27 protein-coding genes are annotated in these 25,068 nt (G+C 74.8%); 14 read left to right on the top strand and 13 right to left on the bottom strand.

What is annotated here, in order from left to right:
- Positions 1–90: 90 nt before the first annotated feature.
- Positions 91–1,506 (bottom strand): MFS transporter, encoded by a 1,416-nt coding sequence (locus AB0953_RS21545; protein ID WP_366861126.1) that lies wholly within the window; start codon positions 1,504–1,506, stop codon positions 91–93.
- Positions 1,507–1,789: 283 nt separating this feature from the next.
- Between AB0953_RS21545 and AB0953_RS21540 the strand changes: the two genes are divergently transcribed.
- A complete protein-coding gene (locus AB0953_RS21540; RefSeq protein ID WP_366861110.1) occupies positions 1,790–2,323 on the top strand; it encodes a MarR family transcriptional regulator in 534 nt (177 codons plus the stop codon).
- 45 nt (positions 2,324–2,368) lie between these two features.
- Here AB0953_RS21540 and AB0953_RS21535 read toward each other — a convergent pair whose 3' ends face one another.
- Both AB0953_RS21535 and AB0953_RS21530 read right to left on the bottom strand, forming a co-directional pair.
- Complete coding sequence (locus AB0953_RS21535) at positions 2,369–3,271, bottom strand: SDR family oxidoreductase (protein ID WP_366861125.1); 903 nt, start codon at positions 3,269–3,271, stop codon at positions 2,369–2,371.
- A 91-nt stretch (positions 3,272–3,362) separates the two neighbouring features.
- Complete coding sequence (locus tag AB0953_RS21530) at positions 3,363–4,172, bottom strand: SDR family oxidoreductase (RefSeq protein WP_366861109.1); 810 nt, start codon at positions 4,170–4,172, stop codon at positions 3,363–3,365.
- Between the two features lie 69 nt (positions 4,173–4,241).
- Between AB0953_RS21530 and AB0953_RS21525 the strand changes: the two genes are divergently transcribed.
- The 5 genes from AB0953_RS21525 (at position 4,242) to AB0953_RS21505 (ending at position 8,728) form a co-directional block, all read left to right on the top strand.
- Positions 4,242–4,991 carry an enoyl-CoA hydratase family protein gene (locus AB0953_RS21525; protein ID WP_366861108.1) on the top strand — a complete coding sequence of 250 codons (750 nt, stop codon included), beginning with the start codon at positions 4,242–4,244 and terminating at the stop codon, positions 4,989–4,991.
- Positions 4,988–5,875 (top strand): CoA-transferase, encoded by an 888-nt coding sequence (locus AB0953_RS21520; protein WP_366861107.1) that lies wholly within the window; start codon positions 4,988–4,990, stop codon positions 5,873–5,875. Before AB0953_RS21525 ends, AB0953_RS21520 begins: the two co-directional genes overlap by 4 nt.
- An 89-nt stretch (positions 5,876–5,964) precedes the next feature.
- Positions 5,965–6,663, top strand: coding sequence for a CoA-transferase (locus tag AB0953_RS21515; protein ID WP_366861124.1), 699 nt, complete (start codon positions 5,965–5,967; stop codon positions 6,661–6,663).
- Positions 6,664–6,667: 4 nt separating this feature from the next.
- Positions 6,668–7,744 (top strand): nitronate monooxygenase, encoded by a 1,077-nt coding sequence (locus AB0953_RS21510; protein WP_366861106.1) that lies wholly within the window; start codon positions 6,668–6,670, stop codon positions 7,742–7,744.
- A gap of 30 nt (positions 7,745–7,774) precedes the next feature.
- Positions 7,775–8,728 carry a tyrosine-protein phosphatase gene (locus AB0953_RS21505; RefSeq protein ID WP_366861105.1) on the top strand — a complete coding sequence of 318 codons (954 nt, stop codon included), beginning with the start codon at positions 7,775–7,777 and terminating at the stop codon, positions 8,726–8,728.
- An 87-nt stretch (positions 8,729–8,815) separates the two neighbouring features.
- Here AB0953_RS21505 and AB0953_RS21500 read toward each other — a convergent pair whose 3' ends face one another.
- From AB0953_RS21500 to AB0953_RS21480, 5 genes are all read right to left on the bottom strand, one after another.
- Entirely contained in the window at positions 8,816–10,549 is a 1,734-nt protein-coding gene (locus tag AB0953_RS21500) for a DEAD/DEAH box helicase (RefSeq protein WP_366861104.1), read from the bottom strand.
- Between the two features lie 101 nt (positions 10,550–10,650).
- Positions 10,651–10,854 (bottom strand): cold-shock protein, encoded by a 204-nt coding sequence (locus tag AB0953_RS21495; RefSeq protein ID WP_008743912.1) that lies wholly within the window; start codon positions 10,852–10,854, stop codon positions 10,651–10,653.
- A 192-nt stretch (positions 10,855–11,046) separates the two neighbouring features.
- Positions 11,047–12,204 carry an acetyl-CoA C-acetyltransferase gene (locus AB0953_RS21490; protein ID WP_366861103.1) on the bottom strand — a complete coding sequence of 386 codons (1,158 nt, stop codon included), beginning with the start codon at positions 12,202–12,204 and terminating at the stop codon, positions 11,047–11,049.
- 46 nt (positions 12,205–12,250) lie between these two features.
- Entirely contained in the window at positions 12,251–12,838 is a 588-nt protein-coding gene (locus tag AB0953_RS21485; RefSeq protein WP_366861123.1) for a TetR/AcrR family transcriptional regulator, read from the bottom strand.
- A 102-nt stretch (positions 12,839–12,940) separates the two neighbouring features.
- Positions 12,941–13,735 carry an SDR family oxidoreductase gene (locus AB0953_RS21480; RefSeq protein ID WP_366861102.1) on the bottom strand — a complete coding sequence of 265 codons (795 nt, stop codon included), beginning with the start codon at positions 13,733–13,735 and terminating at the stop codon, positions 12,941–12,943.
- 116 nt (positions 13,736–13,851) lie between these two features.
- Between AB0953_RS21480 and AB0953_RS21475 the strand changes: the two genes are divergently transcribed.
- Both AB0953_RS21475 and AB0953_RS21470 read left to right on the top strand, forming a co-directional pair.
- Positions 13,852–14,997 (top strand): acyl-CoA dehydrogenase family protein, encoded by a 1,146-nt coding sequence (locus AB0953_RS21475; protein ID WP_366861101.1) that lies wholly within the window; start codon positions 13,852–13,854, stop codon positions 14,995–14,997.
- Positions 14,997–16,004 (top strand): acyl-CoA dehydrogenase family protein, encoded by a 1,008-nt coding sequence (locus tag AB0953_RS21470; protein WP_366861099.1) that lies wholly within the window; start codon positions 14,997–14,999, stop codon positions 16,002–16,004. Before AB0953_RS21475 ends, AB0953_RS21470 begins: the two co-directional genes overlap by 1 nt.
- Before the next feature lie 202 nt (positions 16,005–16,206).
- On the opposite strand, the gene AB0953_RS21465 is transcribed toward AB0953_RS21470, so the two are convergent.
- Positions 16,207–16,719, bottom strand: coding sequence for a hypothetical protein (locus tag AB0953_RS21465; RefSeq protein ID WP_366861098.1), 513 nt, complete (start codon positions 16,717–16,719; stop codon positions 16,207–16,209).
- A gap of 23 nt (positions 16,720–16,742) precedes the next feature.
- Positions 16,743–17,507: a class I SAM-dependent methyltransferase gene (locus tag AB0953_RS21460; protein ID WP_366861097.1), complete on the bottom strand. Its 765-nt coding sequence runs from the start codon at positions 17,505–17,507 to the stop codon at positions 16,743–16,745.
- A 134-nt stretch (positions 17,508–17,641) separates the two neighbouring features.
- Here AB0953_RS21460 and AB0953_RS21455 point away from each other — a divergent pair, with 134 nt between their 5' ends.
- Positions 17,642–18,409 carry a VWA domain-containing protein gene (locus AB0953_RS21455; protein WP_366861096.1) on the top strand — a complete coding sequence of 256 codons (768 nt, stop codon included), beginning with the start codon at positions 17,642–17,644 and terminating at the stop codon, positions 18,407–18,409.
- Positions 18,410–18,445: 36 nt separating this feature from the next.
- Positions 18,446–18,964 (top strand): pyridoxamine 5'-phosphate oxidase family protein, encoded by a 519-nt coding sequence (locus AB0953_RS21450; protein ID WP_366861095.1) that lies wholly within the window; start codon positions 18,446–18,448, stop codon positions 18,962–18,964.
- Here AB0953_RS21450 and AB0953_RS21445 read toward each other — a convergent pair.
- Both AB0953_RS21445 and AB0953_RS21440 read right to left on the bottom strand, forming a co-directional pair.
- Positions 18,961–20,391 carry a DUF1906 domain-containing protein gene (locus AB0953_RS21445; RefSeq protein ID WP_366861094.1) on the bottom strand — a complete coding sequence of 477 codons (1,431 nt, stop codon included), beginning with the start codon at positions 20,389–20,391 and terminating at the stop codon, positions 18,961–18,963. The genes AB0953_RS21450 and AB0953_RS21445 overlap by 4 nt on opposite strands.
- Positions 20,392–20,579: 188 nt before the next feature.
- Positions 20,580–21,545 carry an NAD-dependent epimerase/dehydratase family protein gene (locus AB0953_RS21440; RefSeq protein WP_366861093.1) on the bottom strand — a complete coding sequence of 322 codons (966 nt, stop codon included), beginning with the start codon at positions 21,543–21,545 and terminating at the stop codon, positions 20,580–20,582.
- 113 nt (positions 21,546–21,658) lie between these two features.
- Between AB0953_RS21440 and AB0953_RS21435 the strand changes: the two genes are divergently transcribed.
- Both AB0953_RS21435 and AB0953_RS21430 read left to right on the top strand, forming a co-directional pair.
- Positions 21,659–22,636 (top strand): helix-turn-helix domain-containing protein, encoded by a 978-nt coding sequence (locus AB0953_RS21435; protein WP_366861092.1) that lies wholly within the window; start codon positions 21,659–21,661, stop codon positions 22,634–22,636.
- Positions 22,637–22,683: 47 nt separating this feature from the next.
- Positions 22,684–23,121 carry a hypothetical protein gene (locus tag AB0953_RS21430; RefSeq protein ID WP_366861091.1) on the top strand — a complete coding sequence of 146 codons (438 nt, stop codon included), beginning with the start codon at positions 22,684–22,686 and terminating at the stop codon, positions 23,119–23,121.
- A 21-nt stretch (positions 23,122–23,142) separates the two neighbouring features.
- Here AB0953_RS21430 and AB0953_RS21425 read toward each other — a convergent pair whose 3' ends face one another.
- A complete protein-coding gene (locus tag AB0953_RS21425) occupies positions 23,143–23,565 on the bottom strand; it encodes an ATP-binding protein (protein ID WP_366861090.1) in 423 nt (140 codons plus the stop codon).
- Positions 23,566–23,713: 148 nt separating this feature from the next.
- Here AB0953_RS21425 and AB0953_RS21420 point away from each other — a divergent pair, with 148 nt between their 5' ends.
- Together AB0953_RS21420 and AB0953_RS21415 are read left to right on the top strand one after the other, a co-directional pair.
- Positions 23,714–24,256: a UTRA domain-containing protein gene (locus AB0953_RS21420; RefSeq protein WP_366861089.1), complete on the top strand. Its 543-nt coding sequence runs from the start codon at positions 23,714–23,716 to the stop codon at positions 24,254–24,256.
- A gap of 2 nt (positions 24,257–24,258) precedes the next feature.
- A complete protein-coding gene (locus AB0953_RS21415; protein ID WP_366861088.1) occupies positions 24,259–25,035 on the top strand; it encodes a GntR family transcriptional regulator in 777 nt (258 codons plus the stop codon).
- Positions 25,036–25,068 lie beyond the last annotated feature (33 nt).

Genomic DNA, 25,068 nt, shown 5'->3' with positions numbered 1-25,068 from the left:
AGTACGTCCAGTACAAGGGCGCCCCGCCAACACGCCGATGCACGGCACCGGACGACGCGGGCTTGACCGGCAAGATCCGAAAGAGACGACCTAGACGGCGCCGGCCGCGGGCTCCGCCTGCGGCGAGACCGCCGTGCGCGGCAGCGCGAGGCAGAGCAGCGCGCACACGAGGAACCCGGCGCACACCCACGGCATCGCGGCCGTCAGCGCATGCGTGGGGCCGCCGTCGGTGAGGGCGCCGAAGAAGACGCTGCCGATGACCGCCGCGCCGAGGGCCCCGCCGAACTGCTGGGCGGTGGAGAAGATGCCGGAGGCGCCGCCGGCGATGTCGGCGGGGACGGCGGACAGGACGACGTTGACCAGCGGTACGACGAGGAAGCCGAGCCCGGCACCCGCGAGGAGCAGTCCCGGCACGAGCGGCCAGGCCCCGACCGGGCCGGCGGCGGAGGCTGCGCCGGCAACGGCGTCCGCCCCCGCCCCCGCCGGGGGGACCGCGTACCAGACGGCGGCGAAGCCGCCCGCCATCAGCAGCGCCCCGGCGGCCAGCACGAGGCGGCCGAAGCGCACCGCGAGCGCATCGGCGGCGGGCGCGGTGAGGAAGCCGCCGGCCGAGAAGGCGACGGTGAGGACGCCGGCCTGCATCGGGGTGTAGTGCTGGCTGCCCTGCAGCCAGATCGCGAAGACCAGGAAGAAGCCCTGCATGCCGACGGCGAAGAGCAGTTGGACGGCGAGGCCCACGGAGAAGGCGGGGAGCCGGAAGGCGCGGGCGGGCAGCAGCGGCACCCGCGCCGCGCGGCGGCGCGCCTCGACCAGGCCGAGGCCGGCCACCGCGAGGACGCCGGCGGTCAGGCACAGCCAGCCCCACAGCGGCCAGCCGTTCGCCTCGCCCTGCACGAGCGGCAGCACGACGGCGATCAGGCCGCCCGCGAGGACGAGGCTGCCGAGCAGGTCGGGGCGGCCGGCGCCGCGCTCGCGGGTGGCGGGGACGAGGACGGCTGCGGCAACGACCGCTGCGAGGGCGACGGGCACGTTGACGAGGAAGACCGACCGCCAGCCCCAGCCGAACAGGTCGGCATCGGTGAGCAGGCCGCCGAGCAGCAGTCCGACGGCGGAGGCGAAGCCGGCGACGGCCCCGTAGATCCCGAAGACGGCGCCGCGCTCCTTGCCGTGGAAGAGCGTGCGGAAGGAGCCGAGGACCTGGGGCATCAGCAGCGCGGCCGTGACGCCCTGCACGGCGCGGGCTGCGACGAGCTGGCCGGGGCTCTGGGCGAGGCCGCAGCCGAGGCTCGCGAGGCCGAAGCCGGCGGTTCCGGCGAGGAAGAGGGCCTTGCGGCCGTAGCGGTCGCCGAGGTGGCCGGAGACGATCAGGGTGGCGGCGAAGCCGAGGAGGTAGGCCGAGACGAGCCACTGCAGGGCGCTCTCGGAGGCGTGCAGTTCGCGGCCGATGGAGGGGATGGCGACGTTGACGATGGTCACGTCGAGCAGGTCCATGAGCGCGGCGGCCATCATGACGGCGGCCGCGGCCCAGCGGCGCGGATGAGGGGCCGGGCCCGCTGTCGGGCCCGCTGCGGGCTGCGTTGTCGGATCCGCCGTGGGCTGCGTTGTCGGATCCGCCGTGGGACCCGGTGCCTGGTCCGATGGCGGTTGCGGTGCGGGGATCGGGGCGACGGTCATGGCGGCCTCCAGCCGGAGAAGGTCTTTCGTTCGTCCGAACGAAAGACTTGCACGGGCACAGGCCCGACCGCAACTCTTTCGTTCGGGCGAACTAAAGAGTTGGTACGGTGTTCCCATGAGCGACCAGAGCGATGAGCACCGGGAGAGCGGCGGGGGCCGCGAGAGCCGCGAGGGGCGGGAGAACGACGACCCGCGCCGGGCCGAGGTGCTGGCCGAGCTCAACCGCACGGGCCGCGACACCAGCGCGGCGACGATCGTCTTCCACGAGGCGGCCGCGGCCCGGCAGGGTCTGAGCGCGACGGAGACCAAGACGCTGGACCTGCTCCAGCGGCGCGGGCCGCTGACCGCCAAGGAGCTGTCCGAGCACTCAGGGCTGGCCCCGGCCTCGGTGACGGGCCTGGTCGACCGGCTCGAGCGCAAGGGCTACGTCCGCCGGGTCAAGCACCCGACGGACAAGCGGCGGGTGCTGGTCGAGGCGCTTCCGGAGCAACTCGACGCGATCCGGCCGGTGTTCGAGGACTGGGCGCGCGAGGTGGCGGAACTGTGCGAGGAGTTCACCACGGCGGAGCTGGAGACGGTGATCCGCTTCCTGCGCGGCTCGAACGCCCGCCAGCTCCGCGCGGCGGCCCGCCTCGCCGAATCCCCCTGACCGGCCGGGCCGGAGGGCGAGGGGCCCGGGCGACGGGCCGGCCGGCTACGACGCCCCGTACACCGGGTGCGGGGCCCGGGCCGCCGCGAGCAGCTTCGCGGCCGCCTCCCCCGCCTCGGCCGGGCTCCAGCGGGCGCCCCGCTCGGCGGTGGGGCCGCGCTGCCAGCCCTCCATCACCGTGATCCGGCCGCCCTCCGCCTCGAAGACCCGGCCCGTGACCCCGGCCGAGGCCCCGCTGCCGAGCCACACCACCAGCGGCGAGACGTTCTCCGGGGCCATCGCGTCGAACTGGCCCTCCCCCGGCGCCGCCATGGTCTGCGCGAAGACCTCCTCGGTCATCCGGGTCCGGGCCGCCGGGGCGATCGCGTTGACCTGCACCCCGTACCGGCCCAGCTCGGCGGCCGCGACCAGGGTCAGCCCGAGGATGCCCGCCTTGGCCGCACTGTAGGAGCCCTGCCCGACGGAGCCGGCCAGACCCGCCCCCGAAGAGGTGTTCACCACGCGCGCCGCGACCGGCCGGCCCGCCTTGGCCTCGGCGCGCCAGTGCGCGGCCGCGTGCTTCAGCGGCAGGAAGTGGCCCTTGAGGTGGACGCGGAGCACGGCGTCCCAGTCGGCCTCCGTCAGGTTGACGAGCATCCGGTCGCGCAGGAAGCCCGCGTTGTTGACCAGGGTGTCCAGTCGGCCGAACGCACCGAGCGCGCACTCCACCAGCGAGGCCGCACCCTGCGCGGTGGCGATGTCCCCGCCGTGCGCCACCGCCTCCCCGCCCCGCGCGCGGATCTCGGCGACGACCTGTGCCGCCGGGCCGTCGGGGCCGGGCAGCCCGTCGAGGCCGACGCCGAGGTCGTTGACGACGACCTTCGCGCCCTCCGCGGCGAAGGCCAGCGCGTGGGCCCGGCCCAGCCCCCGCCCGGCGCCCGTCACGACGACGACCCGCCCCTGAGCCATGCCCCCGCGCACGCCCACGCCCACGCCCACGCCGGCATCCATCCCCTCACCCATCCCCTCGCCCCTTCCCCTGTCCGCATCCGTGCCCATCTCAGCCCTCCTTGTTGGCGGTCGCCGCGTCCAGGAACGCCGGCCGCTCCCCGCCCCCGTGCACGAGCAGGCTCGCCCCGCTCACGTACTGCGCCCGGTCCGAGGCCAGGAACACCGCCGCGGCCCCGACGTCCGCCGGCTCCGCCAGCCGGCCGAGCGGGACCGTCGCCGCCACCGCCGCGACGCCCTGCGCGTCCCCGTAGTGCAGGTGCGCCAGTTCGGTCCGCACCATGCCGAGCACCAGCGTGTTCACCCGCACCTCCGGCGCCCACTCCACCGCCATGGACCGGGCGAGGTGCTCCAGCCCGGCCTTCGCCGCCCCGTAGGCCGCCGTGCCGGGCGAGGGCCGGGTGCCGCTGACGCTGCCGACCATCACCACCGAGCCGCGCGCCGCGCGCAGCAGCGGGTACGCCGCCAGCGAGGCGGTCATCGGGGCCAGCAGGTTCAGCTCGACCACCCGCGCGTGCCGTGCGGCGCCGCCCTCCTCCAGCGGCCGGTACGGGGTGCCGCCCGCGTTGTTGACCAGGCAGTCGAGCCGGCCGTGGCGGCGGTCCACCGCGTCGAGGAGTTCCCGGACCGCGGCCGGGTCGCGCAGGTCGGCCGGGAGGTAGGAGGCCGCGCGCCCGCCGGCCGCGACCGGCTCCCGCGGCGGCCGGCGGGCGCACAGGACCACCTCCGCGCCCGCTTCCAGGAACGAGCGGGCGATACCGGCCCCGACGCCCCGGGTCCCGCCGGTGATGACGGCGACCCTCCCCTCCAGCAGCCTCCCGTCCGCAAGCCCGCCGCCCGGAACCCTCCCGTCGCCCTCCATCGGCTGCTACCTTCCTCCCCTGACAACTTCACCTAACAAACGTTTGGTGGAAAGGTAGCTGATCCGGTCATGGGTGTCTCCACCTCGAACCCCGACAAGGGCGTCGCACTGGTCACGGTCGACTTCCCCCCCGTCAACGCCCTCCCCGTCCAGGGCTGGTACGAGCTCGCCGACGCCCTGCGCGCGGCCGGCCGCGACCCTGCGCACCGGTGCGTCGTCCTGGCCTCCGAGGGCCGCGGCTTCAACGCGGGCGTCGACATCAAGGAGATGCAGCGCGACACCGGCCACGCCCGGCTGATCGGCGCCAACCGCGGCTGCTACGAGGCCTTCGCCGCCGTGTACGAGTGCGAGGTGCCGGTCGTCGCGGCGGTGCAGGGGTTCTGCCTGGGCGGCGGCATCGGGCTCGTCGGCAACGCGGACGCGATCGTCGCCTCCGACGACGCCGTCTTCGGGCTGCCCGAGCTCGACCGCGGCGCGCTCGGCGCCGCCACCCACCTGTCACGGCTGGTTCCGCAGCACCTGATGCGGACCCTGTACTACACCTCGCGGACCGCCACCGCCGCCCAACTGCACGCCCACGGCTCGGTCTGGGAGGTGGTGCCGCGGGCGGAGCTGCGCACGGCCGCCCTCGCGCTCGCCGCCGAGATCGCCCGCAAGGACGGCTACCTGCTGCGGCTGGCCAAGGCGGCCATCAACGGCATCGACCCGGTGGACGTGCGCCGCAGCTACCGCTTCGAGCAGGGGTTCACCTTCGAGGCCAACCTCAGCGGGGTGGCCGACCGGGTGCGCGACACCTTCGGAAAGGCAGGCTCCCGATGACCGGCACCGGATCCGTCACCGCCGACAAGAGCATGACCCCCGAGGAGGTCGTGGGGCGGCTGCGCAGCGGCATGACCCTCGGCATCGGCGGCTGGGGCTCGCGGCGCAAGCCGATGGCCCTGGTGCGGGCACTGCTCCGTTCCGAGATCACCGATCTGACCGTGGTCTCGTACGGCGGACCCGACGTCGGCCTGCTCGCGGCCGCCGGCCGGATCCGCCACCTGGTGGCCCCCTTCGCCACGCTCGACTCGATCCCGCTGGAGCCGCACTTCCGGGCGGCCCGCGAGAGCGGCGCCCTCACCCTGACCGAGCTCGACGAGGCCATGTTCATGTGGGGCCTGCACGCCGCCGCCAACCGGCTGCCCTTCCTGCCCGTGCGCGCCGGCCTCGGCTCCGACGTGATGCGGGTCAACCCGCAGCTTCGGACCGTCACCTCCCCGTACGAGGACGGCGAGGAGCTGGTGGCGGTGCCCGCCCTGCGGATGGACGCCGCCCTCGTCCACCTCAACCGCGCCGACCGGCTCGGCAACGGCCAGTACCTGGGCCCCGACCCCTACTTCGACGACCTCTTCTGCGAGGCCGCCGACGCCGCGTACGTCTCCTGCGAGCAGCTCGTCGGGACCGCCGACCTCGCCAAGGCGGGGCCCCCGCAGTCCCTGCTGGTCAGCCGGCACAGCGTGACGGGGGTCGTGGAGACGCCGAACGGCGCGCACTTCACCTCCTGCGTCCCCGACTACGGGCGCGACGAGGCCTTCCAAAAGCTGTACGCGGCCACCCCCTGGCCGCAGTTCGCCGCCCGCTTCCTGTCCGGGACGGGCGAGCAGGCCTACCAGGACGCCGTACGCGCCTGGCACGAGGAGCAGCAGAAGGAGGAGCGGCCGTGAGCACACCCCCGACCGGCCCCGGCACCGGCCCCGCCCCCGGCACCGGCCCCCGCACCGGAGCCCCCGCGACCCGCGCCGAGTACTGCGTCATCGCCTGCGCGGAGGCCTGGCGCGGCGACGGCGAGGTGCTCGCGAGCCCGATGGGCCTGATCCCCTCCCTCGGGGCGCGGGTGGCGAGGCGGACCTTCTCGCCCGGCCTGCTGCTGACCGACGGCGAGGCGATGCTGGTCGGCCCGGACGGCGAGGTGGAGGGCTGGCTCCCGTACCGGCGCCACCTGACGATGGTCACCGGCGGTCGGCGGCACGTGATGATGGGGGCCAGCCAGCTCGACCGGTACGGCAACCAGAACATCTCCTGCATCGGCGACTGGGAGCGGCCCGCCCGCCAGCTCCTCGGGGTGCGGGGCGCGCCGGTCAACACCCTGAACAACCCGGTGAGCTACTGGGTGCCGCGGCATTCGCCCCGGGTGTTCGTCGAGCGGGTCGACATGGTGAGCGGGGTGGGGTACGACCGGGCCGCGGCGGCGGGGGTGACGCGGTTCCACCGGCTTCCGCGGGTGGTCAGCGACCTGGGCGTGTTCGACTTCGCGACCCCGGACCGGTCGATGCGGCTGGCCTCGCTCCACCCGGGCGTGACCGTCGAACAGGTGCGGGAGGCGACCGGGTTCGCCCTGGACGAGCCGGAGGGCCCCGTCCCGTACACGCGCGAGCCGACGGGCGAGGAGCTGCGGCTGATCCGCGAGGTGCTCGACCCGGCGGGGCTGCGCGAGCGGGAAGTGCGGGGCTGAGGCGGTGGATACGGCACTGACGGCGCTGGTCGGGGTCCGGCATCCGATCGTGCAGACGGGGATGGGCTGGGTGGCCGGGCCGCGGCTGGTCACGGCGGCGGCCGAGGCGGGCGCCCTGGGGATCCTGGCCTCGGCGACGATGACGCTCCCGCAGTTGCGCGCGGCGGTCCGCGAGGTCAAGTCCCGTACGGACGCCCCGTTCGGGGTCAACCTGCGGGCGGACGCCGGGGACGCGGCCGAGCGGGCCCGGCTGATCGTCGAGGAGGGCGTGCGGGTCGCGTCGTTCGCGCTGGCGCCTTCGGCGGAGCTGATCGCCCGGCTGAAGGACGCGGGCGTGGTGGTGATCCCCTCGGTCGGGGCGCGCCGGCACGCCGAGAAGGTCGCGGCCTGGGGCGCGGACGCGGTGATCGTGCAGGGCGGCGAGGGCGGCGGGCACACGGGGGACGTGGCGACGACGGTGCTGCTGCCGCAGGTCGTCGACGCCGTCGACATCCCGGTGGTCGCGGCCGGCGGCTTCCGCGACGGGCGCGGGCTGGTCGCGGCGCTGTCGTACGGGGCGGCGGGCATCGCCATGGGAACCCGTTTCCTGCTGACGTCCGACTCGACCGTGCCGGACGCGGTCAAGGCCCGCTACCTGGCGGCGGGGGTCGGGGACGTCACGGTCACGACGGCCGTCGACGGGCTGCCGCACCGGATGCTGCGCACGGAGCTGGTGGCCTCGCTGGAGCGGGCGGGCCGGGCCCGGGCGCTGCTGCGGGCGGTGCGGCACGCGGCCGCGTTCCGGAAGGTGTCGGGGCTGTCGTGGCCGCGGATGGTCCGCGACGGGCTCGCGATGAAACACGGCAAGGACCTGTCCTGGAGCCAGGTCCTGCTCGCGGCGAACACCCCCATGCTCCTGAAGGCGTCCATGGTCGAGGGCCGTACGGACCTCGGCGTCATGGCATCGGGCCAGGTCGCGGGGGTGATCGAGGATCTGCCGTCGTGCGCGGAGCTCGTCGGCCGCGTCATGGCCGAAGCACACGCCGTGCTGGCACGACTGGAACAGCTGCACGGGTCCACCGCCCTGCCACCACCAGGGTGATCCCTTCTTGTGCCCTAGGAGTCGCCACCGATGAGACGTGACCGAAACCGCCTGGCGAGCGCGGTCCTGGCCTGCAGCGCCCTCGCCGCCGCGGCCGTGCCGAGCGCCGCGTACGCCGCGGCGCCGGCCTCCCTCCCGCAGCACCGGCACCGGCCGCCGGCCACCGCCACCGCCACCGCCACCGCAACAGAAACGATCCGGCAGATCCCCCTCCAGGGCGCCGTCAACGTCCGGGACCTCGGCGGGTACGACACGTACACCGGCGGCCGGGTCCGCCAGGGGCTGGTCTACCGCTCCGACGCACTGGGCAAGCTGACCGCGGCGGACATCACCACCGTCTCCGGTCTCGGCCTCACGAAGGTCGTCGACTTCCGCATCCCCATGGAAGTCCGGTACGACGGCGCCGACAGGCTGCCGCCGGGGCTCGCCGCCACCTCGCGCCCGGTCAGCGACCTGGGCCTGTACGGCACGCTGGTCACCGCGATATCCAGCGGCGACCCCGTGCAGCAGGAGCAGATGCTCGGCGGCGGCCGGGCCGAGGCCTACATGCGCGACATCTACCGCACGTTCGTGACGAACCCCGAGAACCGGGCCCAGTTCGCGGCGACCCTGCGGGAGGTCGCGGACGGGAACCAGGGTCCGCTGCTCTTCCACTGCACGTCGGGGAAGGACCGGACGGGGTGGACGAGTTACGTCCTGCTGCGCGCGCTGGCCGTGCCCAAGGAGACGGCCGAGCGGGACTACCTGGCCTCGAACACCTTCCGGGCGGCGTACGACGCCCAGGTGCGCGCGGGGCTGAAGCAGTCGGGGCGGATGCAGAACCCGGACCTGCTGATCCCGCTCCAGGAGGTGCGCCAGGACTACCTGGACGCCGCGACGGCGCAGCTGGAGGCCGATTACGGCGGCTTCTACGGCTACCTGGTGAACGGGCTCGGCCTGGACCTGCGGACGCTGTCGAAGCTCCAGGACAAGCTGGTGCGCTAGCCGCGGGAACGGTGCGAGGCCGGGCGGCGCTGCACGCGCTCGCCCGGCCTCGTCGTCTTTGCACTGCGGCGCCGTGGCGCCGCGGGCTCAGCCCGCCCTGCGACGGCCCTGGCCGGCCGTGCCGACCCGGCTGCGCGCCGAGGCCGCGGCCGCGCCGCCGCCGGAGGCGGAGCCGCCCGCACCGCGTCGGCCCTGGCCGGCGGAGCCGGAGCCCTGGCCGCGCCGGGACTGGCCGGAGCCGGACGAGGCGGAGGAGGCGGGCGCCTGACCGGAGCCGGCGGCGCCGGAGCGGCGGCCGCGGCCGCCGGAGGCGGGGGCTGCGGCCGCGCCGGTACGGGAGCCGCTGCGGCCCGACTGACCGCCCTGGCCTGCCTGGCCGCCCTGGCCGCCGCCACCGGAGCGGCGGCGTCCGCCACCGCCCGAGCCGGAGCGGCCGCCGCCGCTGCGCGGCTTCGGCGGGGTGGGCTGGGGCACCTCGAGCACCACGGGGACGCCCGAGGGTTGCCGGGCGCCGGTCAGCCGGGCCAGCTCCTCGTCGGAGGACTTGATCTGCGCGGTCTGCGGGGAGATCCCGGCGTCCGCCATCAGGCGGGACATGTCGCGCTTCTGGTCGGGCAGGACCAGGGTGACCACGCTGCCGGACTCGCCGGCGCGGGCGGTGCGGCCGCCGCGGTGCAGGTAGTCCTTGTGGTCGGTGGGCGGGTCCACGTTGACGACGAGGTCGAGGTCGTCGATGTGGATGCCTCGGGCGGCCACGTTGGTCGCGATCAGCGCGGTGACCTCGCCGGTCTTGAACCAGTCCAGGGTGCGGTTGCGCTGCGGCTGGGAGCGCCCGCCGTGCAGGCCGGAGGCGCGCACGCCGTCGGCGAGCAGCCGCTTGACCATGCGGTCGACACCGCGCTTGGTGTCCACGAACATGATCACGCGGCCGTCGCGGGCCGCGATGCGCGTGGCGACGGCCTTCTTGTCGGTCTCGTCCATCACATACAGGACGTGGTGCTCCATGGTGGTGACCGCGCCGGCGGACGGGTCGACGGAGTGGCCGACCGGGTCGCTGAGGAACTTCTTGACGAGCTTGTCGACGTTCTTGTCCAGGGTCGCCGAGAACAGCAGCCGCTGGCCGTCCGGCTCGACCTGCTGGAGCAGGGCGGTGACCTGCGGCATGAACCCCATGTCGGTCATCTGGTCCGCCTCGTCGAGGACCGTGATCGAGACCTGGTCGAGGACGGCGTCGCCGCGGTCGATGAGGTCCTTCAGCCGGCCCGGCGTGGCGACGAGCACCTCGGCGCCGCGGCGCAGCGCGCCCGCCTGCCGGTTGATCGACATGCCGCCGACGACGGTCGCGAGGCGCAGGTGGACGGCCGTGGCGTACGGGGTGAGGGCGTCGGTGACCTGCTGGGCCAGTTCGCGGGTCGGTACGAGGACCAGCGCGAGCGGAGCCTTCGGCTCGGCGCGGCGGCCGGCGGTGCGGGCGAGCAGGGCCAGGCCGAAGGCGAGGGTCTTGCCGGAGCCGGTGCGGCCGCGGCCGAGCAGGTCGCGGCCGGCGAGGGAGTTCGGCAGGGTGGCGGCCTGGATCGGGAAGGGCTCGGTGACGCCCTGGGCGGCGAGGGTCTTCAGCAGCGCCTCGGGCAGGTCCATGTCCTCGAAGGCGGCGGCCGGCGGCAGCGCCGGGACCACGGGCTCGGGCATGGTGAATTCCTGCGGCCGGGCGGGGGCCGGCGCGGACCGCTGCCGTTCGGCGCCAGTCTTCGGACGTCCCTGTGCCGCACCTCGGCCCCGGGCGGGTCGGCGGCCGGGACGTGCGGAGCTGGAGCTGATCATGCGGTAAGGCCCTCCTGAAGACCGGCAGGTATGACAAGGTCGAGACAGCAGACAAGCCGGGGTCCGCACCTCGCGGTGCGGACCCCGGCATGCTGGATGCGTCAGGCAGGCAGGATGTTCTCGGCCTGCGGGCCCTTCTGGCCCTGGGTGACGTCGAAGGAAACGCGCTGACCCTCAGTGAGCTCGCGGAAGCCCTGGGTGGCGATGTTCGAGTAGTGGGCGAAGACGTCGGGGCCGCCGCCGTCCTGCTCGATGAAGCCGAAGCCCTTTTCCGAGTTGAACCACTTCACGGTGCCAAGTGCCATGATGAATCTCCGTAATAAGGCGGCAGGGCCCCAACCGGCGATTCCGGCGAAAAACAATAAAAGCGCCTGAAGGAACATACCCGTCAGGCGCACATAAGGTTCATGGGTACCACAACTGCAACGCTGTTAAAGCTAGCACACCTCGCCGCCGCCGGGGGCGGGCACCCGGCGGGCCCCGCCCCCTGCGCCCGGCTACAGGCGCTCGATGACGGTCACATTGGCCTGGCCGCCGCCCTCGCACATCGTCTGCAGGCCGTAGCGGCCGCCGGTGCGCTCCAGCTCGTGCAGCAGGGTGGTCATGAGCTTCACCCCGGTCGCACCCAGCGGGTGGCCCAGCGCGATGGCGCCGCCGTTGACGTTGACCCGGTCGGGGTCGGCCCCGGTCTCCTTCAGCCAGGCCAGGACGACCGGCGCGAAGGCCTCGTTGATCTCCACCAGGTCGATGTCGTCCAGGGACAGGCCCGTCTTCTTCAGGGCGTGCGCGGTGGCGGGGATGGGCGCCGACAGCATGCGGATGGGGTCCTCGCCGCGGACCGACAGGTGGTGGATGCGGGCCCGCGGCCGCAGGCCGTGCTCGGCGACGGCCCGCTCCGAGGCGATCAGCATCGCCGCCGCGCCGTCGGAGACCTGCGAGGAGACCGCCGCGGTGATGGTGCCGCCCTCCAGGACCGGCTTCAGGGCGGCCATCTTCTCCAGGGTGGTGTCCCTGCGGGGCCCCTCGTCGGCGGTGACGTCCCCGTACGGGACGGTCTCGCGGACGAAGCGGCCCTCGTCGAGGGCGCGCACGGCCCGCCGGTGGGAGCGCAGGGCGAACTCCTCCATGTCGCGGCGCGAGATGCCCCACTTCTGCGCGATCAGCTGGGCGCCGTGGAACTGGTTGACCGGTGCGTCCCCGTACCGGGCGCGCCAGCCGCTGCTGCCGGCGTACGGGCCCTCGGTCAGGCCCAGCGGCTCGGCCGCCTGCCGGGAGGCGAAGGCGATGGGGACCATCGACATGTTCTGGGTGCCGCCCGCGACGACGAGGTCCTGGGTGCCGGAGAGCACCCCCTGCGCCGCGAAGTGCACGGCCTGCTGCGAGGAGCCGCACTGGCGGTCCACCGTCACCCCCGGCACCTCCTGCGGCAGGCCGGCCGCCAGCCAGGCGGTGCGGGCGATGTCCCCGGCCTGCGGGCCCACCGCGTCCAGGCAGCCGAAGACCACGTCGTCGACGGCAGCCGGGTCGATCCCGCTGCGCCGGACCAGGGCGGTGAGGACGTGCGCGCCCAGGTCGGCCGGGTGGACCGCGGACAGGCCTCCGCCGCGCCGCCCCACGGGGGTGCGTACCGCTTCGACTATGTAGGCCTCGGGCATCGGGGGCTCCTTCGACGGGGTCGGGCCCGGCCGGGCCCGGGGGCGGTCAGCTGCGTACGGCGATCCCGTCCAGGACCATCGACAGGTACTGGCGGGCGATCTCCTCGGGGCTGTGCTGCCCTCCCGGCCGGTACCAGGACGCCGCCACCCACACCGTGTCGCGCACGAAGCGGTAGGTGAGGCGGACGTCGAGGTCGGCGCGGAAGACCCGGTCGGCGACCCCGCGCTCCAGCGTGCCGAGCCAGGCCTTCTCGAACTTCGCCTGGGACTCGGACAGGTAGCGGAAGCGGGGCTGTGCGGCCAGGTGCCGGGACTCCTTCTGGTAGATCGCGACGGCGGCGCGGTGCCGGTCGATCTCGCGGAAGGACTCGGTGACGAGGGCCTCGATGGTCTCGCGCGGGCCGAGGCCGGCGGCGAGGACGGCGTCGTAGCCCTCCCACAGCTCGTCGAGGAAGGTGGAGAGGATCTCGTCGAGCATCGATTCCTTGGAATCGAAGTGGTAGTAGAGGCTGCCGGCGAGCATGCCGGCGGCGTCGGCGATCTTGCGGACGGTGGTGGCGTTGTAGCCCTGGGCGGCGAAGACCTCGGCGGCGGTGCCGAGGAGTTCGCGGCGCCGCTCGGGCGGCGGCGTCACGGCGCTCTTCCCGGACGGGGTCGGCTTGGCAGCCGGCGCGGCCGTCGGCTTGCCGGTCGGTCTGCTGGTCGGCTTGTTCGTTGGCACACGCCCATTCTCGGCCTAGGCGCGCTGACTGCTGACGGAGACGGTCTCGCCGGTCATGTACGAGGAGTAGCCGCTGGCCAGGAAGACGATGACGTTGGCGACCTCCCACGGCTCGGCGTACCGGCCGAAGGCCTCGCGGGCGGTCAGCTCCTGCAGCAGCTCCTCGCTGGTGACCTTGGCCAGGTGCGGGTGCATGGCCAGGCTCGGGGCGACGGCGTTGACCCGTACGCCGAACTCGGCCGCCTCCAGCGCCGCGCAGCGGGTCAGCGCCATCACCCCGGCCTTGGCGGCGGCGTAGTGGGCCTGGCCGGCCTGGGCGCGCCAGCCGATGACCGAGGCGTTGTTGACGATGACGCCGCCGCCCCGGGGGGTGGCGGCGCGGAAGGAGCGCAGGGCGGCGCGGGTGCAGCGGAAGGTGCCGTTCAGGGTGACGTCGAGGACCCTGAGCCACTGTTCGTCGGTCATGTCGGCGAGGGCGGCGGTGCCGCCGAGCCCGGCGTTGTTGACGACGGCGTCGAGGCGGCCGTGGGTGCGCTCGGCGTGCGCGAACAGGGCTTGGACCTGGGCCTCGTCGGTGACGTCGCAGGGCAGGGAGGTGACCCGGTCCGCGCCGAACTCGGCGGCCAGCGCCTCCTCGGTCTCCTTCAGGCGGCGGGCGTGGGCGTCGCCGAGGACGACGCGGGCGCCCTCCTCGAGGAAGCGGCGGGCGGTGGCCCCGCCGATGCCGGCTCCGGCGGCAGCGGTGACGACCGCCGAGCGGCCCCGCAGCAGACCGTGACCGGGAACGGGGACCGGGACCGTGGTGTCCAACGGGGCTGCCTCCTCTGCCGGTTGTGCGGGGCCCGGCTCGCGGCGTTCGTCTCGACGCGCCGGTGGACGCACGTTAACCTACCAAACACTTGTTAGGGAAGCGGAGGCGAGCACCGATGGACCTGACCCATACGGCGGAGGTCGAGGCCTTCCGGGCCGAGGCACGGGAGTGGCTCGTCCGCCACGTCCCGGCCGACCCCCTGCCCTCGCTGGAGACGGCGGAGGGCTTCGCCGCGCACCGCGCGTGGGAGGCGCGGCTGCACGCGGACCGCTGGTCGGTGGTGAGCTGGCCCGAGGAGTACGGGGGCCGGGGCGCGGACCTGGAGCGGTGGCTGGTCTTCGAGGAGGAGTACTGGGCGGCGGGTGCGCCGGGCCGGGTCTCGCAGAACGGCATCAGCCTGCTGGCGCCGACCCTCTTCGAGTACGCGACGCCCGCGCAGCGGGAGCGGGTCCTGCCGCCGATGGCGAGCGGGGAGGTGGTGTGGGCGCAGGCCTGGTCCGAGCCGGAGGCCGGCTCGGACCTGGCCGCGCTGCGCTCGCGGGCCGAGCGCACCGGGGGCGGCTGGCTGCTGTCCGGGCAGAAGACGTGGTCCTCACGGGCGGCGTTCGCGGACCGGGCGTTCGGCATCTTCCGTACGGACCCGGCGGCCGCCGAGCCCCACCGGGGGCTGACGTACCTGATGTTCGACCTGCGGGCGCCGGGCGTGACGGTGCGGCCGATCGGCCGCCTCGACGGCAAGCCGGCCTTCGCGGAGCTGTTCCTCGACGAGGTGTTCGTCCCCGACGAGGACGTCATCGGGGAGCCGGGGCAGGGCTGGCGGATCGCCATGTCGACGACCGGCAACGAGCGCGGGCTGACCCTGCGCTCCCCCGGCCGGTACCTCGCCGCGGCCGGCCGGCTGCGGGAGCTGTGGCGGGCCGTCGGCGATCCCGCGGACACGGCGCTGCGGGACCGGGTCGCGGACGCGCTGGCGGGGGCCCGCGCGTACGAGCTGTTCACCTGGGCCGGCGCGGCCCGGATGGCGGCGGGGACGCGGATCGGCGCCGAGTCCAGCCTGAACAAGGTGTTCTGGTCGCAGTACGACATCGCCCTGCACGAGACGGCGCTGGACCTGCTGGGCGCGGACGCGGAGCTGGCGGACGGGGCGTGGGCGGAGCCGTGGCTCTTCGCGCTGGCCGGGCCGATCTACGCGGGGACGAACGAGATCCAGCGCGACATCATCGCCGAGCGGCTGCTCGGCCTGCCGAAGGGCCGCCGCTGATGCGCTTCCTGCCCACCGAGGAGCAGTCGGACTTCGCCCGTACCCTGCGCGGGCTGCTGGGCGCCGCGGACGTCCCGGCCGCGGCACGGGCCTGGGCGGCCGGGGACCACGCGCCGGGCCGGGCCCTGTGGGGGCGCCTCGCGGCCGCCGGGCTGTTCGCGCCGGCCGCGGAGGAGGCGTACGAGGGCGTCGGCCTGCTGCCGGTGGAGCTGGCCGTGGCGATGGTGGAGGTGGGCCGGGCCGGGATGCCGGGGCCGGTGGTGGAGACGGCCGCGGCCGCGGTGCTGCTGGGGCGGCTGGGGCAGCTGGGGGACGGGGCGGCGGCCAAGCGGTACGTTCCGGCCCTGGTGGCGGGCGAGGCGCTGGCCACGCTGGCGCTGCCGGGGCCCAGCGGGAGCCCGTACGCCCTGGACGCGGACGCCTCCGCGCACTGCTTCACGGTGTCGCCGGCGGGCGAACTCCGCGTGTCCGCGGGCCCTGCGTCCGGCCCTCCGGCCCGCTCCACGGACCCGACGCGCAGGCTCTCGCCGGTGGCGGCCGGCCGGGGGGAACTCCTGGCCGCGGGCCCGCACGTCCTCGAGGCCGCCCGGGCCGCGGCCGACTGGGCCCGGCTGCTGACCGCCGCCCAGTGCCAGGGGGTCGGCGAGACGCTGCTGGAGCGCACGGTGCAGTACGCGAAGCAGCGCACCCAGTTCGGCATGCCGATCGGGGGCTTCCAGGCGGTCAAACACCGCCTGGCGGACACCTTCCTGGACCTGGAGTTCGCCCGCCCGCTGCTCTGGGCGGCGGCCCTCTCCCTCGCTCCCCCGGACGTCGCCGCGGCCAAACTGAGGTGCGGGGAGGCGGCCTACAGCGCGGCCCTGACCGCCCTCCAGATCCACGGCGCGGTCGGCTACACGGAGGAACTGGACCTGTCCCTGTGGCTCCGCAAGGCCCGCCCCCTGCGCAACGCCTGGGGCACCCCGGCCCAGTGCCGAGCCACGATCCTCCCCCCGCCCGCCACCTGACCCCTACCCCGACGACCCCCGCCCCCGGATCTCCGACGACCCACCCCACCCCGCCGGCGTTCGAGGCGCGGGGTGTGGGGCGGAGCCCCAAGGAACCCGGCTCCGCCGCGCACCGCGCTCCGCCCGAGCCTCCCCCAGACGGTGTCGGGGGACCCGCGCTCACCCGCCGGCGGAGCCGGAACGGCCGGACCGCCGCCGCAGGCTAAGGGCAGGACGGCGGCGGCTCGGCGGTGTCCTGGGCCGGGAGGCGGACCCGCCAGCCGGACTCGCCGCCGGGGCCGTCGAGGCGCACGTGCAGGACCTTGGTCTGGCCGGTCGCCGCGAACCGCAGCGCCACCACCTGCCGTCCGCCCGCGGGCCCGGTCTCGCAGAACGCCGCGGTGACCGGCCCCGCGGCGCCGCCCCGGTACTGCGCGACCCACCGCTTCGCTGCCCGCTCCCGTTCCCCCTCCGAGCTGTCGCTGCTGCCCAGCGCGGCCAGCGCCCCCGCCTCGCCGTCCCCGATCCGCCAGACGACTTCCTGGACCACCCGCAGCGAGCCGGCCGAAGGGTAGCCCTCCACGCGCAGCGGTTCGTGCCGCTCGTAGTCCTGGGAGTACCGCACTCCCGGGCCGCCGCCGCCCTCGCCCTGCAGGGCCGCGCACCCGGTCAGCCCGGCGCCGCCGAGCAGGGCGAGCACGGCGGCCAGAGCGGGCACGGCGGGCAGAGCGGGCACGGCGGGCAGGGCAGCCCCCCGCCTCATACGACGGCCACGCTGACGGTGACGACGTACCGCTCCTCCACCGTGCCGTCGGGGAAGAGCCGGCTCAGCCGGCCCCGTTCGGCGTCCATGAACTCCCGCGTGCCCGCCTCGCCCAGGACCAGGAACGCCGAGTGGCTGGCGTGGTTGGCCAGGTGTGCCTCGAGCGGGATCCGCCGCGCCCACGGCACCCGGCGGGTGGTGAACGCGAGCTCGGCGGGCAGGCCCCGGACCGGGTGCGGATCCGGAGCACCGGCGCGGCCGAAGAAGGCGCCCAGGCGGGCGTCCTGCTCGGCGATCCACGGGACGGCGGTGTCCAGGTCGTTCCACCACAGTGCGAGCGCCCCGCGGGGTCGCAGCACGCGGCGGGCCTCGGGGACGGACCGGTCGGGGTCGGTCCAGTGCCAGGCCTGGGCGTACGTCAGGAAGTCGCACGCGGCGTCGCCGAGCGGGAGGCGGTCGCCGTCGCCCCGCACGATCGGGATGTCCGGGTGGGCGCGCCGGAACTCGGCGGCCATGCCGTCGCCCGGCTCGACGGCGAGGACGTCGGCGCCGCGGGCGTGCAGGAGGGCGGTGGCGATGCCGGTGCCGGCGCCGATGTCGGCGACCCGGGAACCGCGGAGTGGGCGCCCGGCGAGTTCCTCGACGGTGTCGAGGAGTTCGGCCGGGTAGCCCGGGCGGTGGGCCGCGTACAGCCGGGCGGCCGCGTCGAAGGAGCGGGCGCGGTTCGGGCTCCCGGGTGCGGAGGCGGGGGTCGGTGTCATCCGGCCATTCTTGGCGATCTCCCGCCCGCCGGACCAGCCGGTTCTTCCGGCCCGCGTGCCGCATCCGCCCCGCCCTTGCCTCCATATCCCGGGACTCCGCCCGGGGCCGGGGCGGGTGGGCGTACCCTCGCGGCATGAGGGGCAGCGGGGGCGGCGGAAGCGGCAACGGCAACGGCAACGGCAGTGCGATCGACCTCCGCACGGTGGAGCGGGCGGCGCCCGCGCTGGTGGACCTCTACAAGCGCGCCGGCGACTCCCTCCGCCGCCACGGCCTGTACGGCGGCCGGGCCGCGGTGTACCTGGTCCTCGACCACTCCGGTTCGATGCGCCCGTACTACCGCGACGGCACCGTGCAGGCCTTCGCGGACCGGGTACTCGGCCTGTCGGCGCACCTGGACGACGACGGCCGCGTCCCGGTGGTGTTCTTCTCCACCGACATCGACGCCGTGGAGGAGATCCCCCTCGCCGGCCACGAGGGCCGGGTCGCGGAGATCGCCTCCCGCCTCGGCCACATGGGCAAGACCTCGTACCACGCCGCGATGGACGCGGTCATCGACCACTACCTGGACTCCGGCACGGCGGAACCCGCCCTCGTCGTCTTCCAGACCGACGGCGGCCCCGTCAGCCGCCCCGAGGCCGAGCGCTACCTGTGCAAGGCGGCCCGGCTGCCCCTCTTCTGGCAGTTCGTCGGCTTCGGCAACACCCGCAGCAACCAGTTCGACTTCCTGCGCCGCCTCGACGAACTGCCCGTGCCGCAGTACCGGGTGGTGGACAACGCCGGCTACTTCCACGCCGGTCCCGATCCGCGCACCGTGCCCGACCAGGTGCTGTACGACCGCCTGCTCGGGGAGTTCCCGGCCTGGCTGGCGGCGGCGCGGGCGGCGGGCATCGTGCGCGCCTGAGCGGCCGCCGACCGCCGCACGCGCTTTGATGGACGTATGACGACGAACAACTGGGCCGCGTTCGAGAAGCAGGAACCGGAGTTCGCGGCGGCCGTCAGGGCCCGCTTCGCCGCGTTCCCGCACCACGTCCTCGCCACCCTCCGCAAGGACGGCTCCCCGCGGCTGACCGGCCTGAACGTCGAGTTCCGGGGCGGGGAGCTGTGGCTCGGCATGATGGCGGGCTCCCTCAAGGCCCGGGACCTGCAGCGCGACCCGCGTTTCGCGCTGCACAGCAACCCCGGCCCGGACGACGCGATGGCCGGGGGCGACGTACGGATCTCCGGGCGGGCGATCGAGCTGCTGGACCCGCCGGAGCTGCACCGGTACGCGGAGGAGACGCAGGCCGAGCACCCGTCCCCGGCCCACGTGTTCCACGCGGAGCTGACCGAGGTGGTCCACGTCGGCATCGACGGCGAGGAGCTCGTGGTCCGCACGTGGACGCCGCAGCGCGGCCTGCACACCTTCCGCCGGGGCAACGACGACGAGCCGCCGCGGGAGGACGTGGAGGACGCCTAGCCGGGCAGGGTCATCGGCCACGCCGGGCCGACGGCGACGGGGAGGCCCGGCACCGCGGGCATCAGGGGCACGCCGGCCGGGGAGTCCGGGGCGGCCGGGGCCTCCGAGGCGGCCGGGTCGACGTCGGCCCAGCTGCGGTCGATGTGCAGCGTGACGCCGCCGTACGTGGCCTCGTGGTCCCCCCGGTACTGGTGGGCGCGGCGCCGCCCGGCCCACTGGCGGGTCCCCTCGGGCAGGCCCATGTCGGCGTCGGCTACGGAGGCCCGGCCGTTCCACGACGCCGCCCACAGCACGTCCGGCACGGCGTGCGGGGCCCCGTCGTAGCGGGCGCTGAGCGCCTTGGCCCCGGAACCCGCCGGGACGTAGGCCCCCGCGCGGTAGCCCAGCTCGTGCAGCCGGACCGTCCAGGCGGTGAGGTAGGCCACGACCGGCGGGTCCCAGGTCCGGCGGTCGGTGTAGCTCTCCAGGTCGTTGTAGAGCACCGTCCCCTCCGGCAAGCCCAGCGCCCCGGCCGCCCGGGCGGCCCCGTCGGCGGCGGCCCGGCCCTGGTCGTCGGCGGTGGCGGGGTCGGTGGACAGGCCGGTGGTCGGGCTCTGCCAGGGCTGCGGGCCCGCCCACAGCGGCATCAGGTGCCAGCCCGCCCCGGTCTGGCGCCTGACCCAGTCGGCGGTGAGCTGCGGCTGGGCGCAGGCGCGGGCCCGGCCGCCGATGTAGATGCCGACGGCGCCGAAGGGGGATGCGGTCCGCCAGGCGTCCATGGCGCTCTGGGTCGGGGCGGTGCAGGTGTCGAAGCCGCTGCCGGTGAAGGGCTGCGGGGCGGCGGCGGACCGCGGGCCGGGGCCGGCGGCCACCGCCGGCTCGGCCGGGGCCGGGGTGGGGTGCGCGGCGGCGCCGGGGGCTGCGGCGGGGGCCGTACGGGCGCGTGCCAGCAGCTCCCGTACGGCGTCGGGGCCGTCCCCGTACGAGACCGTCGCCATCAGCCCGCGGCGCTGGAGGGCGTAGCGGACCTCGCGGCTGTCGCCCTGCGGCGGAGCCGGTACGCCGCCGCCCTCGACCGCGTCGACCCGTACGGTCGGGATGTCGGCGCGCGGCGGGGCTCCGGTGAGCGGCTCCAGGTGGAGGGTGTCGGCCCGGGTGCGGACGGCGCGGCCGGTGCACTCGCGCTGGCTGCCGGCGCGCCCGAGGTAGAGGGTGGGCAGGTCCAGGCGCAGGCAGGCGTCGGGATGCCGGTCGAGGTCGACGACCCTCCACGCGCCGGGGACGGTCAGGCGCAGGCCCCGGTAGTCGACCGTCCGCCCGGAACCGGACCCGGGGCCGTCGTCGGCGGAGACGGACGTGGCGGGCGCCAGCAGGGCCACCGCCACCAGGGCGCAGGACAGGGGCCACGACAGCGGCAACGACCGCGGCGGCAGGGTTCGGGAGGGCATGCGCCCCACTGTTACCAGAGCCGAACCGCCCCCAACTGCACGGTTTTCGACCGCCACATGGCCCGTACGGCCTAGATCGGAAACGGCGGGTCCGCACCTCCCGCCCGGCAGCGGCAGTACGCGCATCACCCGCACGAGCGAACCGGCCCGGGCCCGTCACGGCAGCCGGGACCACCCCCTCCAGCAGGTCACCGCGGCCCCGCGGGCAGCAGCTCGCGCAGCACGGTGTCCGGTGCGGTGGCCCGTACGCCGAGCAGGCGCTCGGTGTCGGAGGCGTCCAGGCGCAGCGGGCGGTCGTACAGGTACGCCATCTCGGGGAGCTCGGCCATCAGTTCGTCGACGGCGACGGCAGCGGCCAGCTCCTGCGGGGTCATGGTCCGCAGTCGGGGGGCGGGCGCGCCGGCGAGGTCGGCCAGGCGGGCCATCAGCTCGCGCGCGGACAGCTCGGAGGTGGAGGGCACGTGCCAGGCGCGGCCCCAGGTGTCGTCCCGGGCGGCGACCGCGATCAGGGTGCGGGCGACGTCCTCGACGTAGGACCAGGCGTGGGGCGCGTCCAGGGCGATCGGGGCCGCCACCTCCTCGCCGGCCAGGACGGCGGGGACGACCATGAGGGGCAGGAGGCCGACCGCGGTCGCGCCCAGGAAGTCGGACGCCCGGACCTCTGCGGCCCGCACCCTGCCCGCCCCGTGCGCGGCGAGCGCCTCCTGCCACATGGCGGCGCGGACGCGGCCCTTGTCGGAGACGGGCCGCAGGGGCAGGTCGGGCGTGAGCGCGGCGGCACCGCCCCGCCCCTGCGCATCGCCGCGGCCGGAGCCGTGGCCGTAGCCGTAGCCGTAGCCGTAGACATTGCCGAGTATGACGAGGTCCGTGCCGGCCTTCTCGGCGGCGGCGAGGAGCGATGCGGCGAGCGGCGGGAAGGCGGTCCGCCAGTGCTGGTAGGCGGGGGCGGCCGCGTTGTAGAGCGTGCGGGCGCCGTCGAGCAGGGCTGCGACGGCCGCCGTGTCGGTGACGTCGGCGGCGACCCGCTCGACGAGCGGGTGCTCGGGCCCGCCGCCGCTGCGGGTGATGATCCGGACCCGTTCCCCGGATGCGGCGAGCTGGCGGGCGGTGGCGGTGCCGATCGCGCCGGCGCCGGCGATGACGTGCAGACCCATACCGATAACTCCCTTGCGAAAGAGGCTGATTCCATTCCCTCGGCTCCCAACTCTCGTCTTCCGGCGGCCCGTACAGTAGTGGCCGGAATGCCAGGACTCCGGAGGTTCGAGCCATGACGCCCTCGCCATCCGTGCGGCGCCCTCACCGCGTCGCGGTCGTCGCCCTGCCGCCCGTGACCACCTTCGACCTGTCGATTCCGAACGTGGTCTTCGGTACGGCACGGGTCGACGGGCGGCCCGCGTACGAGGTGGCGGTGTGCACCCCGGACCCGGGGGTGGTGAAGGCGATGCACGGCATGGACGTGGTGGTCCCCCACGGGCTACGGGCGATCGAGCGGGCCGACACGGTGATCGTCACGGGGACCGGCTCGCGCACCGGCAGCGATCCCCGGGTGCTGGACGCCCTGCGGGCCGCCGCCACACGGGGGCTGCGCATCGCGTCCATCTGCACGGGCGCGTTCGTCCTGGCGCAGGCCGGCCTGCTCGACGGGCGGGGCGCGACGACGTTCTGGGCGGTGTCGGATGAGTTCCGCCGGCTGTTCCCGCGGGTCGACGTGCGCCCCGACGTGCTGTTCGTCGAGGACGGCGGGGTGCTGACCTCGGCGGGGATGTCGGCCGGCATCGACCTGTGCCTGCACATGGTGCGCGGCGACCACGGGGCGGCGGTCGCGAACGCCACGGCCCGGCTGGTGGTGGCCGCGCCGGTACGGCCGGGCCATCAAACGCAGTTCGTCCAGACCCCCCTGCCGCCCGAGCGCGGGACCTCGCTCGCCGCGACGCGCGCCTGGGCCCTGGCACGCCTGGACGAGCCGACGACCCTGGCGGACCTGGCCCGGCACGCGGGCACGAGCGTCCGCACCCTGACCCGCCGCTTCCGCGCGGAGACGGGGCTGAGCCCGCTCCAGTGGCTCCTGCACCAGCGCCTGGACCGCGCCCGGGAGATCCTGGAGACCACGGCCCTTCCCATGGACCAGGTGGCGGCCCGAAGCGGCCTGGGCACGGCGGACTCCCTCCGCGCCCACCTCCACCGCCACACGGGCCTCACCCCCACCGCTTACCGCACCGCCTCCCGCGTCAGTGCCGGCGCCTAGCGTGGACCGGAGTCGTGCACGAGCGAGACGAACTCCGGGGGGATCCCATGAGGCACACGTTCCAGGTACGCAGCCCACGGACGGCCGCCGCTGCGGCGGTGGCGGCCGCCACGGCGCTGACCCTGACGGCAGGAGCCGGCCAGGCGGCGGCGCAGGAGGAACTCCTCCCCCATCCGGGCCCCGACGGGCTGATCTGGGTGCCGGAGGTGACCGGGTCCAGCGGCTTCGTCTCGGGCGGCCTCGCCCCGTCGCTGGACACGTACACCACGTTCGCCTGCGAGGGCGGCGGCAGCATCACGGTGTCCTTCACCCTCGACGAACACCCGGACCGCAGCCCGGCCCCCTTCACGCTGGACTGCCCCGCAGACGGCCCGTCCCGCATCACCGTCCCCCTGGGCACGGGCCTCCACGGCGGCTTCGCCGCAGGAGTGACCACCTCGACCCCGACCCTCCGCTGGGCCGCCACGGTCGTCCAGCCCGAGTAGCCACCCACGCCACGGCGCCCGTCATCCCTGGTCGGGGACATGACGGGCGCCGTGTCGGTTCGCGGAGCACTTGAAGCGCGCCCACACCGTCTTTCCGACCGTCTGGGCATCGACGCCGAACTCGTCGGCCAGTTCAGAGACCAGCCACAGCCCTCGGCCTGACAGCGCATCGAAACGAGGCTGTCGGGCCACAGGCTGCCCGGGGCCGCTGTCCCTCACCTCGAGCCTCATCAATCCCTGCTCCCAGAGCAGCCGCACGCAGAACTCGCGTCCATGCGGGACTCCGTGGAGCACCGCATTGGTTGCCAGCTCGGATGCGCAGAGGCGGATGTCGTCCCCCCGATCGGCAATGCCCCACTGCCCGAGCGTGTCACCTACGAATTGCCGGGTCGCACGCACTGACGTCCGCGCACGGGGGAATCGCTGCTGTCGGGAAAGGATCACACCACCCCACCACCCTGACTCTGAGTTCCGAGAACGTCACGGACCGTATCGCCATTCGCGAAAAGCAGCAAGGTCGGCAAGGATGAGCTCTCGCGTGGGCTTCGCATAGCGTGGTGCGGCAACAGCAGTCAGGCGTACGGGAGGACACATGAGCGGGACCGGATGGACCAGTACGTCGATGCCCTATCTGACGCCGCGTGCGGCCGGGGAGTCGGACGCGTGGACACACGAGACCATGGCGGCGGGACGCCGCGGCGGTCAGCGCATCGTCCATGCCGGTGAGACGCCTGCTTCAGCCGAGGTCGCGGCGCTGCTCGGTACGGACGAAGGCGAAACCGTGGTAGTCCGTCGGCGGGTGATCGAGCTCGACGGACAGCCCTGCGAGCTGACCGACACCTTCTACCCGGCCCGTATCGCGGCCGGCACGCCGCTGGCGGGAGCGGCCCGGATTCGCGGCGGCGCGGTCACGCTCCTCGCCTCCCTCGGACACGTCGGCGCGCGTGTGGTCGAGATCGTCACCGCCCGGATGCCGTCCGACGAAGAACACGACCAACTGCGCATGGGACAGGAGGAACCTGTACTGCGGATCGCCCGCGTCACGTACGACGCGGCGGACACCCCTCTGCAGGCCGACCTGATGGTCATGCCTGCGGCGCGGCAACAGCTGCGCTATGAGACCAGGATCGGGTGACCGTGTCCGCCGTCGAAGCCCTCACACCGGACCCCCGGCCCCTGCATGCGCGCATCGCAGCCGACCTGCGCGACGCCATCATGAATGGCGACCTGGCACCGGGTGCGAAGATCCCGTCGACTGCACAGCTGAAGGAACGCTTCGACGCGTCGAACGCCACCATCCAGAAGGCTCTGCAAGTACTCAAGGCCGAAGGGCTGGTCGTCGGCCGGGCAGGTGCCGCTGTGACCGTCCGCGAGCATCGGCAGCAGACCGTCCGCCCGGCGGCCTCTCTCGCCCCGGCGCCGACAGGGTCGGCCTATCCGTGGCTGGCCGAGATGGCCGGCCGGTCCGGGGCCGCAGTGCGCACCGAGCTGCTCAGCGTCGACGAGGCCGGTGTCCAGGGCGACATCGCCGCCGCCCTCGGCCAGGAGAACGGCACGTCGGCCGTGGTGCGCCGGCAGCTGATCACCATCGAGGGGGAGTCGGCCGAACTCGTCTGCTCCTACTATCCGCTCGCCATCGCGCGTGGCACGGCACTCGCCGAGTTGCGGAAGATCCGGGGCGGCACCCCGACCCTGCTGACGGCGCTCGGCTTCCCACCGCGCACGAGCGTGGACCGCGTCTCCGCGCGCATCCCCACTCAGGCGGAGCACACCGCCCTGCGCCTGCCCGGCGATCTGCCGGTGCTGCGCACGCTGAGGACCGTGTACAGCGATCACCATCGGCCGGTCGAGGTCACCGTGATGGTGAAGGCGGGTCACTTGTACGAGCTCCAGTACGAGTTCCGGCCGGAGTAGAGACGGCCCTCGAACGCCACGGCGCCCGTCATC

The sequence above is a fragment of the Streptomyces sp. NPDC046866 genome, from assembly GCF_040704625.1.
In the GTDB taxonomy this organism is placed as follows: domain Bacteria; phylum Actinomycetota; class Actinomycetes; order Streptomycetales; family Streptomycetaceae; genus Streptomyces.
The sequence above is the reverse complement of the archived record's forward strand: the minus strand, read 5'-3'. Positions and strand labels throughout refer to the sequence as shown.

Coding starts and splice junctions, on each gene's coding strand:
- AB0953_RS21545 (WP_366861126.1), bottom strand. CDS start 1,506: ATGGCCGCCGCGCTCATGGACCTGCTCGACGTGACCATCGTCAACGTC.
- AB0953_RS21540 (WP_366861110.1), top strand. CDS start 1,790: ATGAGCGACCAGAGCGATGAGCACCGGGAGAGCGGCGGGGGCCGCGAG.
- AB0953_RS21535 (WP_366861125.1), bottom strand. CDS start 3,271: ATGGCTCAGGGGCGGGTCGTCGTCGTGACGGGCGCCGGGCGGGGGCTG.
- AB0953_RS21530 (WP_366861109.1), bottom strand. CDS start 4,172: ATGGAGGGCGACGGGAGGGTTCCGGGCGGCGGGCTTGCGGACGGGAGG.
- AB0953_RS21525 (WP_366861108.1), top strand. CDS start 4,242: ATGGGTGTCTCCACCTCGAACCCCGACAAGGGCGTCGCACTGGTCACG.
- AB0953_RS21520 (WP_366861107.1), top strand. CDS start 4,988: ATGACCGGCACCGGATCCGTCACCGCCGACAAGAGCATGACCCCCGAG.
- AB0953_RS21505 (WP_366861105.1), top strand. CDS start 7,775: ATGAGACGTGACCGAAACCGCCTGGCGAGCGCGGTCCTGGCCTGCAGC.
- AB0953_RS21500 (WP_366861104.1), bottom strand. CDS start 10,549: ATGATCAGCTCCAGCTCCGCACGTCCCGGCCGCCGACCCGCCCGGGGC.
- AB0953_RS21495 (WP_008743912.1), bottom strand. CDS start 10,854: ATGGCACTTGGCACCGTGAAGTGGTTCAACTCGGAAAAGGGCTTCGGC.
- AB0953_RS21490 (WP_366861103.1), bottom strand. CDS start 12,204: ATGCCCGAGGCCTACATAGTCGAAGCGGTACGCACCCCCGTGGGGCGG.
- AB0953_RS21475 (WP_366861101.1), top strand. CDS start 13,852: ATGGACCTGACCCATACGGCGGAGGTCGAGGCCTTCCGGGCCGAGGCA.
- AB0953_RS21470 (WP_366861099.1), top strand. CDS start 14,997: ATGCGCTTCCTGCCCACCGAGGAGCAGTCGGACTTCGCCCGTACCCTG.
- AB0953_RS21460 (WP_366861097.1), bottom strand. CDS start 17,507: ATGACACCGACCCCCGCCTCCGCACCCGGGAGCCCGAACCGCGCCCGC.
- AB0953_RS21455 (WP_366861096.1), top strand. CDS start 17,642: ATGAGGGGCAGCGGGGGCGGCGGAAGCGGCAACGGCAACGGCAACGGC.
- AB0953_RS21450 (WP_366861095.1), top strand. CDS start 18,446: ATGACGACGAACAACTGGGCCGCGTTCGAGAAGCAGGAACCGGAGTTC.
- AB0953_RS21445 (WP_366861094.1), bottom strand. CDS start 20,391: ATGCCCTCCCGAACCCTGCCGCCGCGGTCGTTGCCGCTGTCGTGGCCC.
- AB0953_RS21440 (WP_366861093.1), bottom strand. CDS start 21,545: ATGGGTCTGCACGTCATCGCCGGCGCCGGCGCGATCGGCACCGCCACC.
- AB0953_RS21435 (WP_366861092.1), top strand. CDS start 21,659: ATGACGCCCTCGCCATCCGTGCGGCGCCCTCACCGCGTCGCGGTCGTC.
- AB0953_RS21430 (WP_366861091.1), top strand. CDS start 22,684: ATGAGGCACACGTTCCAGGTACGCAGCCCACGGACGGCCGCCGCTGCG.
- AB0953_RS21420 (WP_366861089.1), top strand. CDS start 23,714: ATGAGCGGGACCGGATGGACCAGTACGTCGATGCCCTATCTGACGCCG.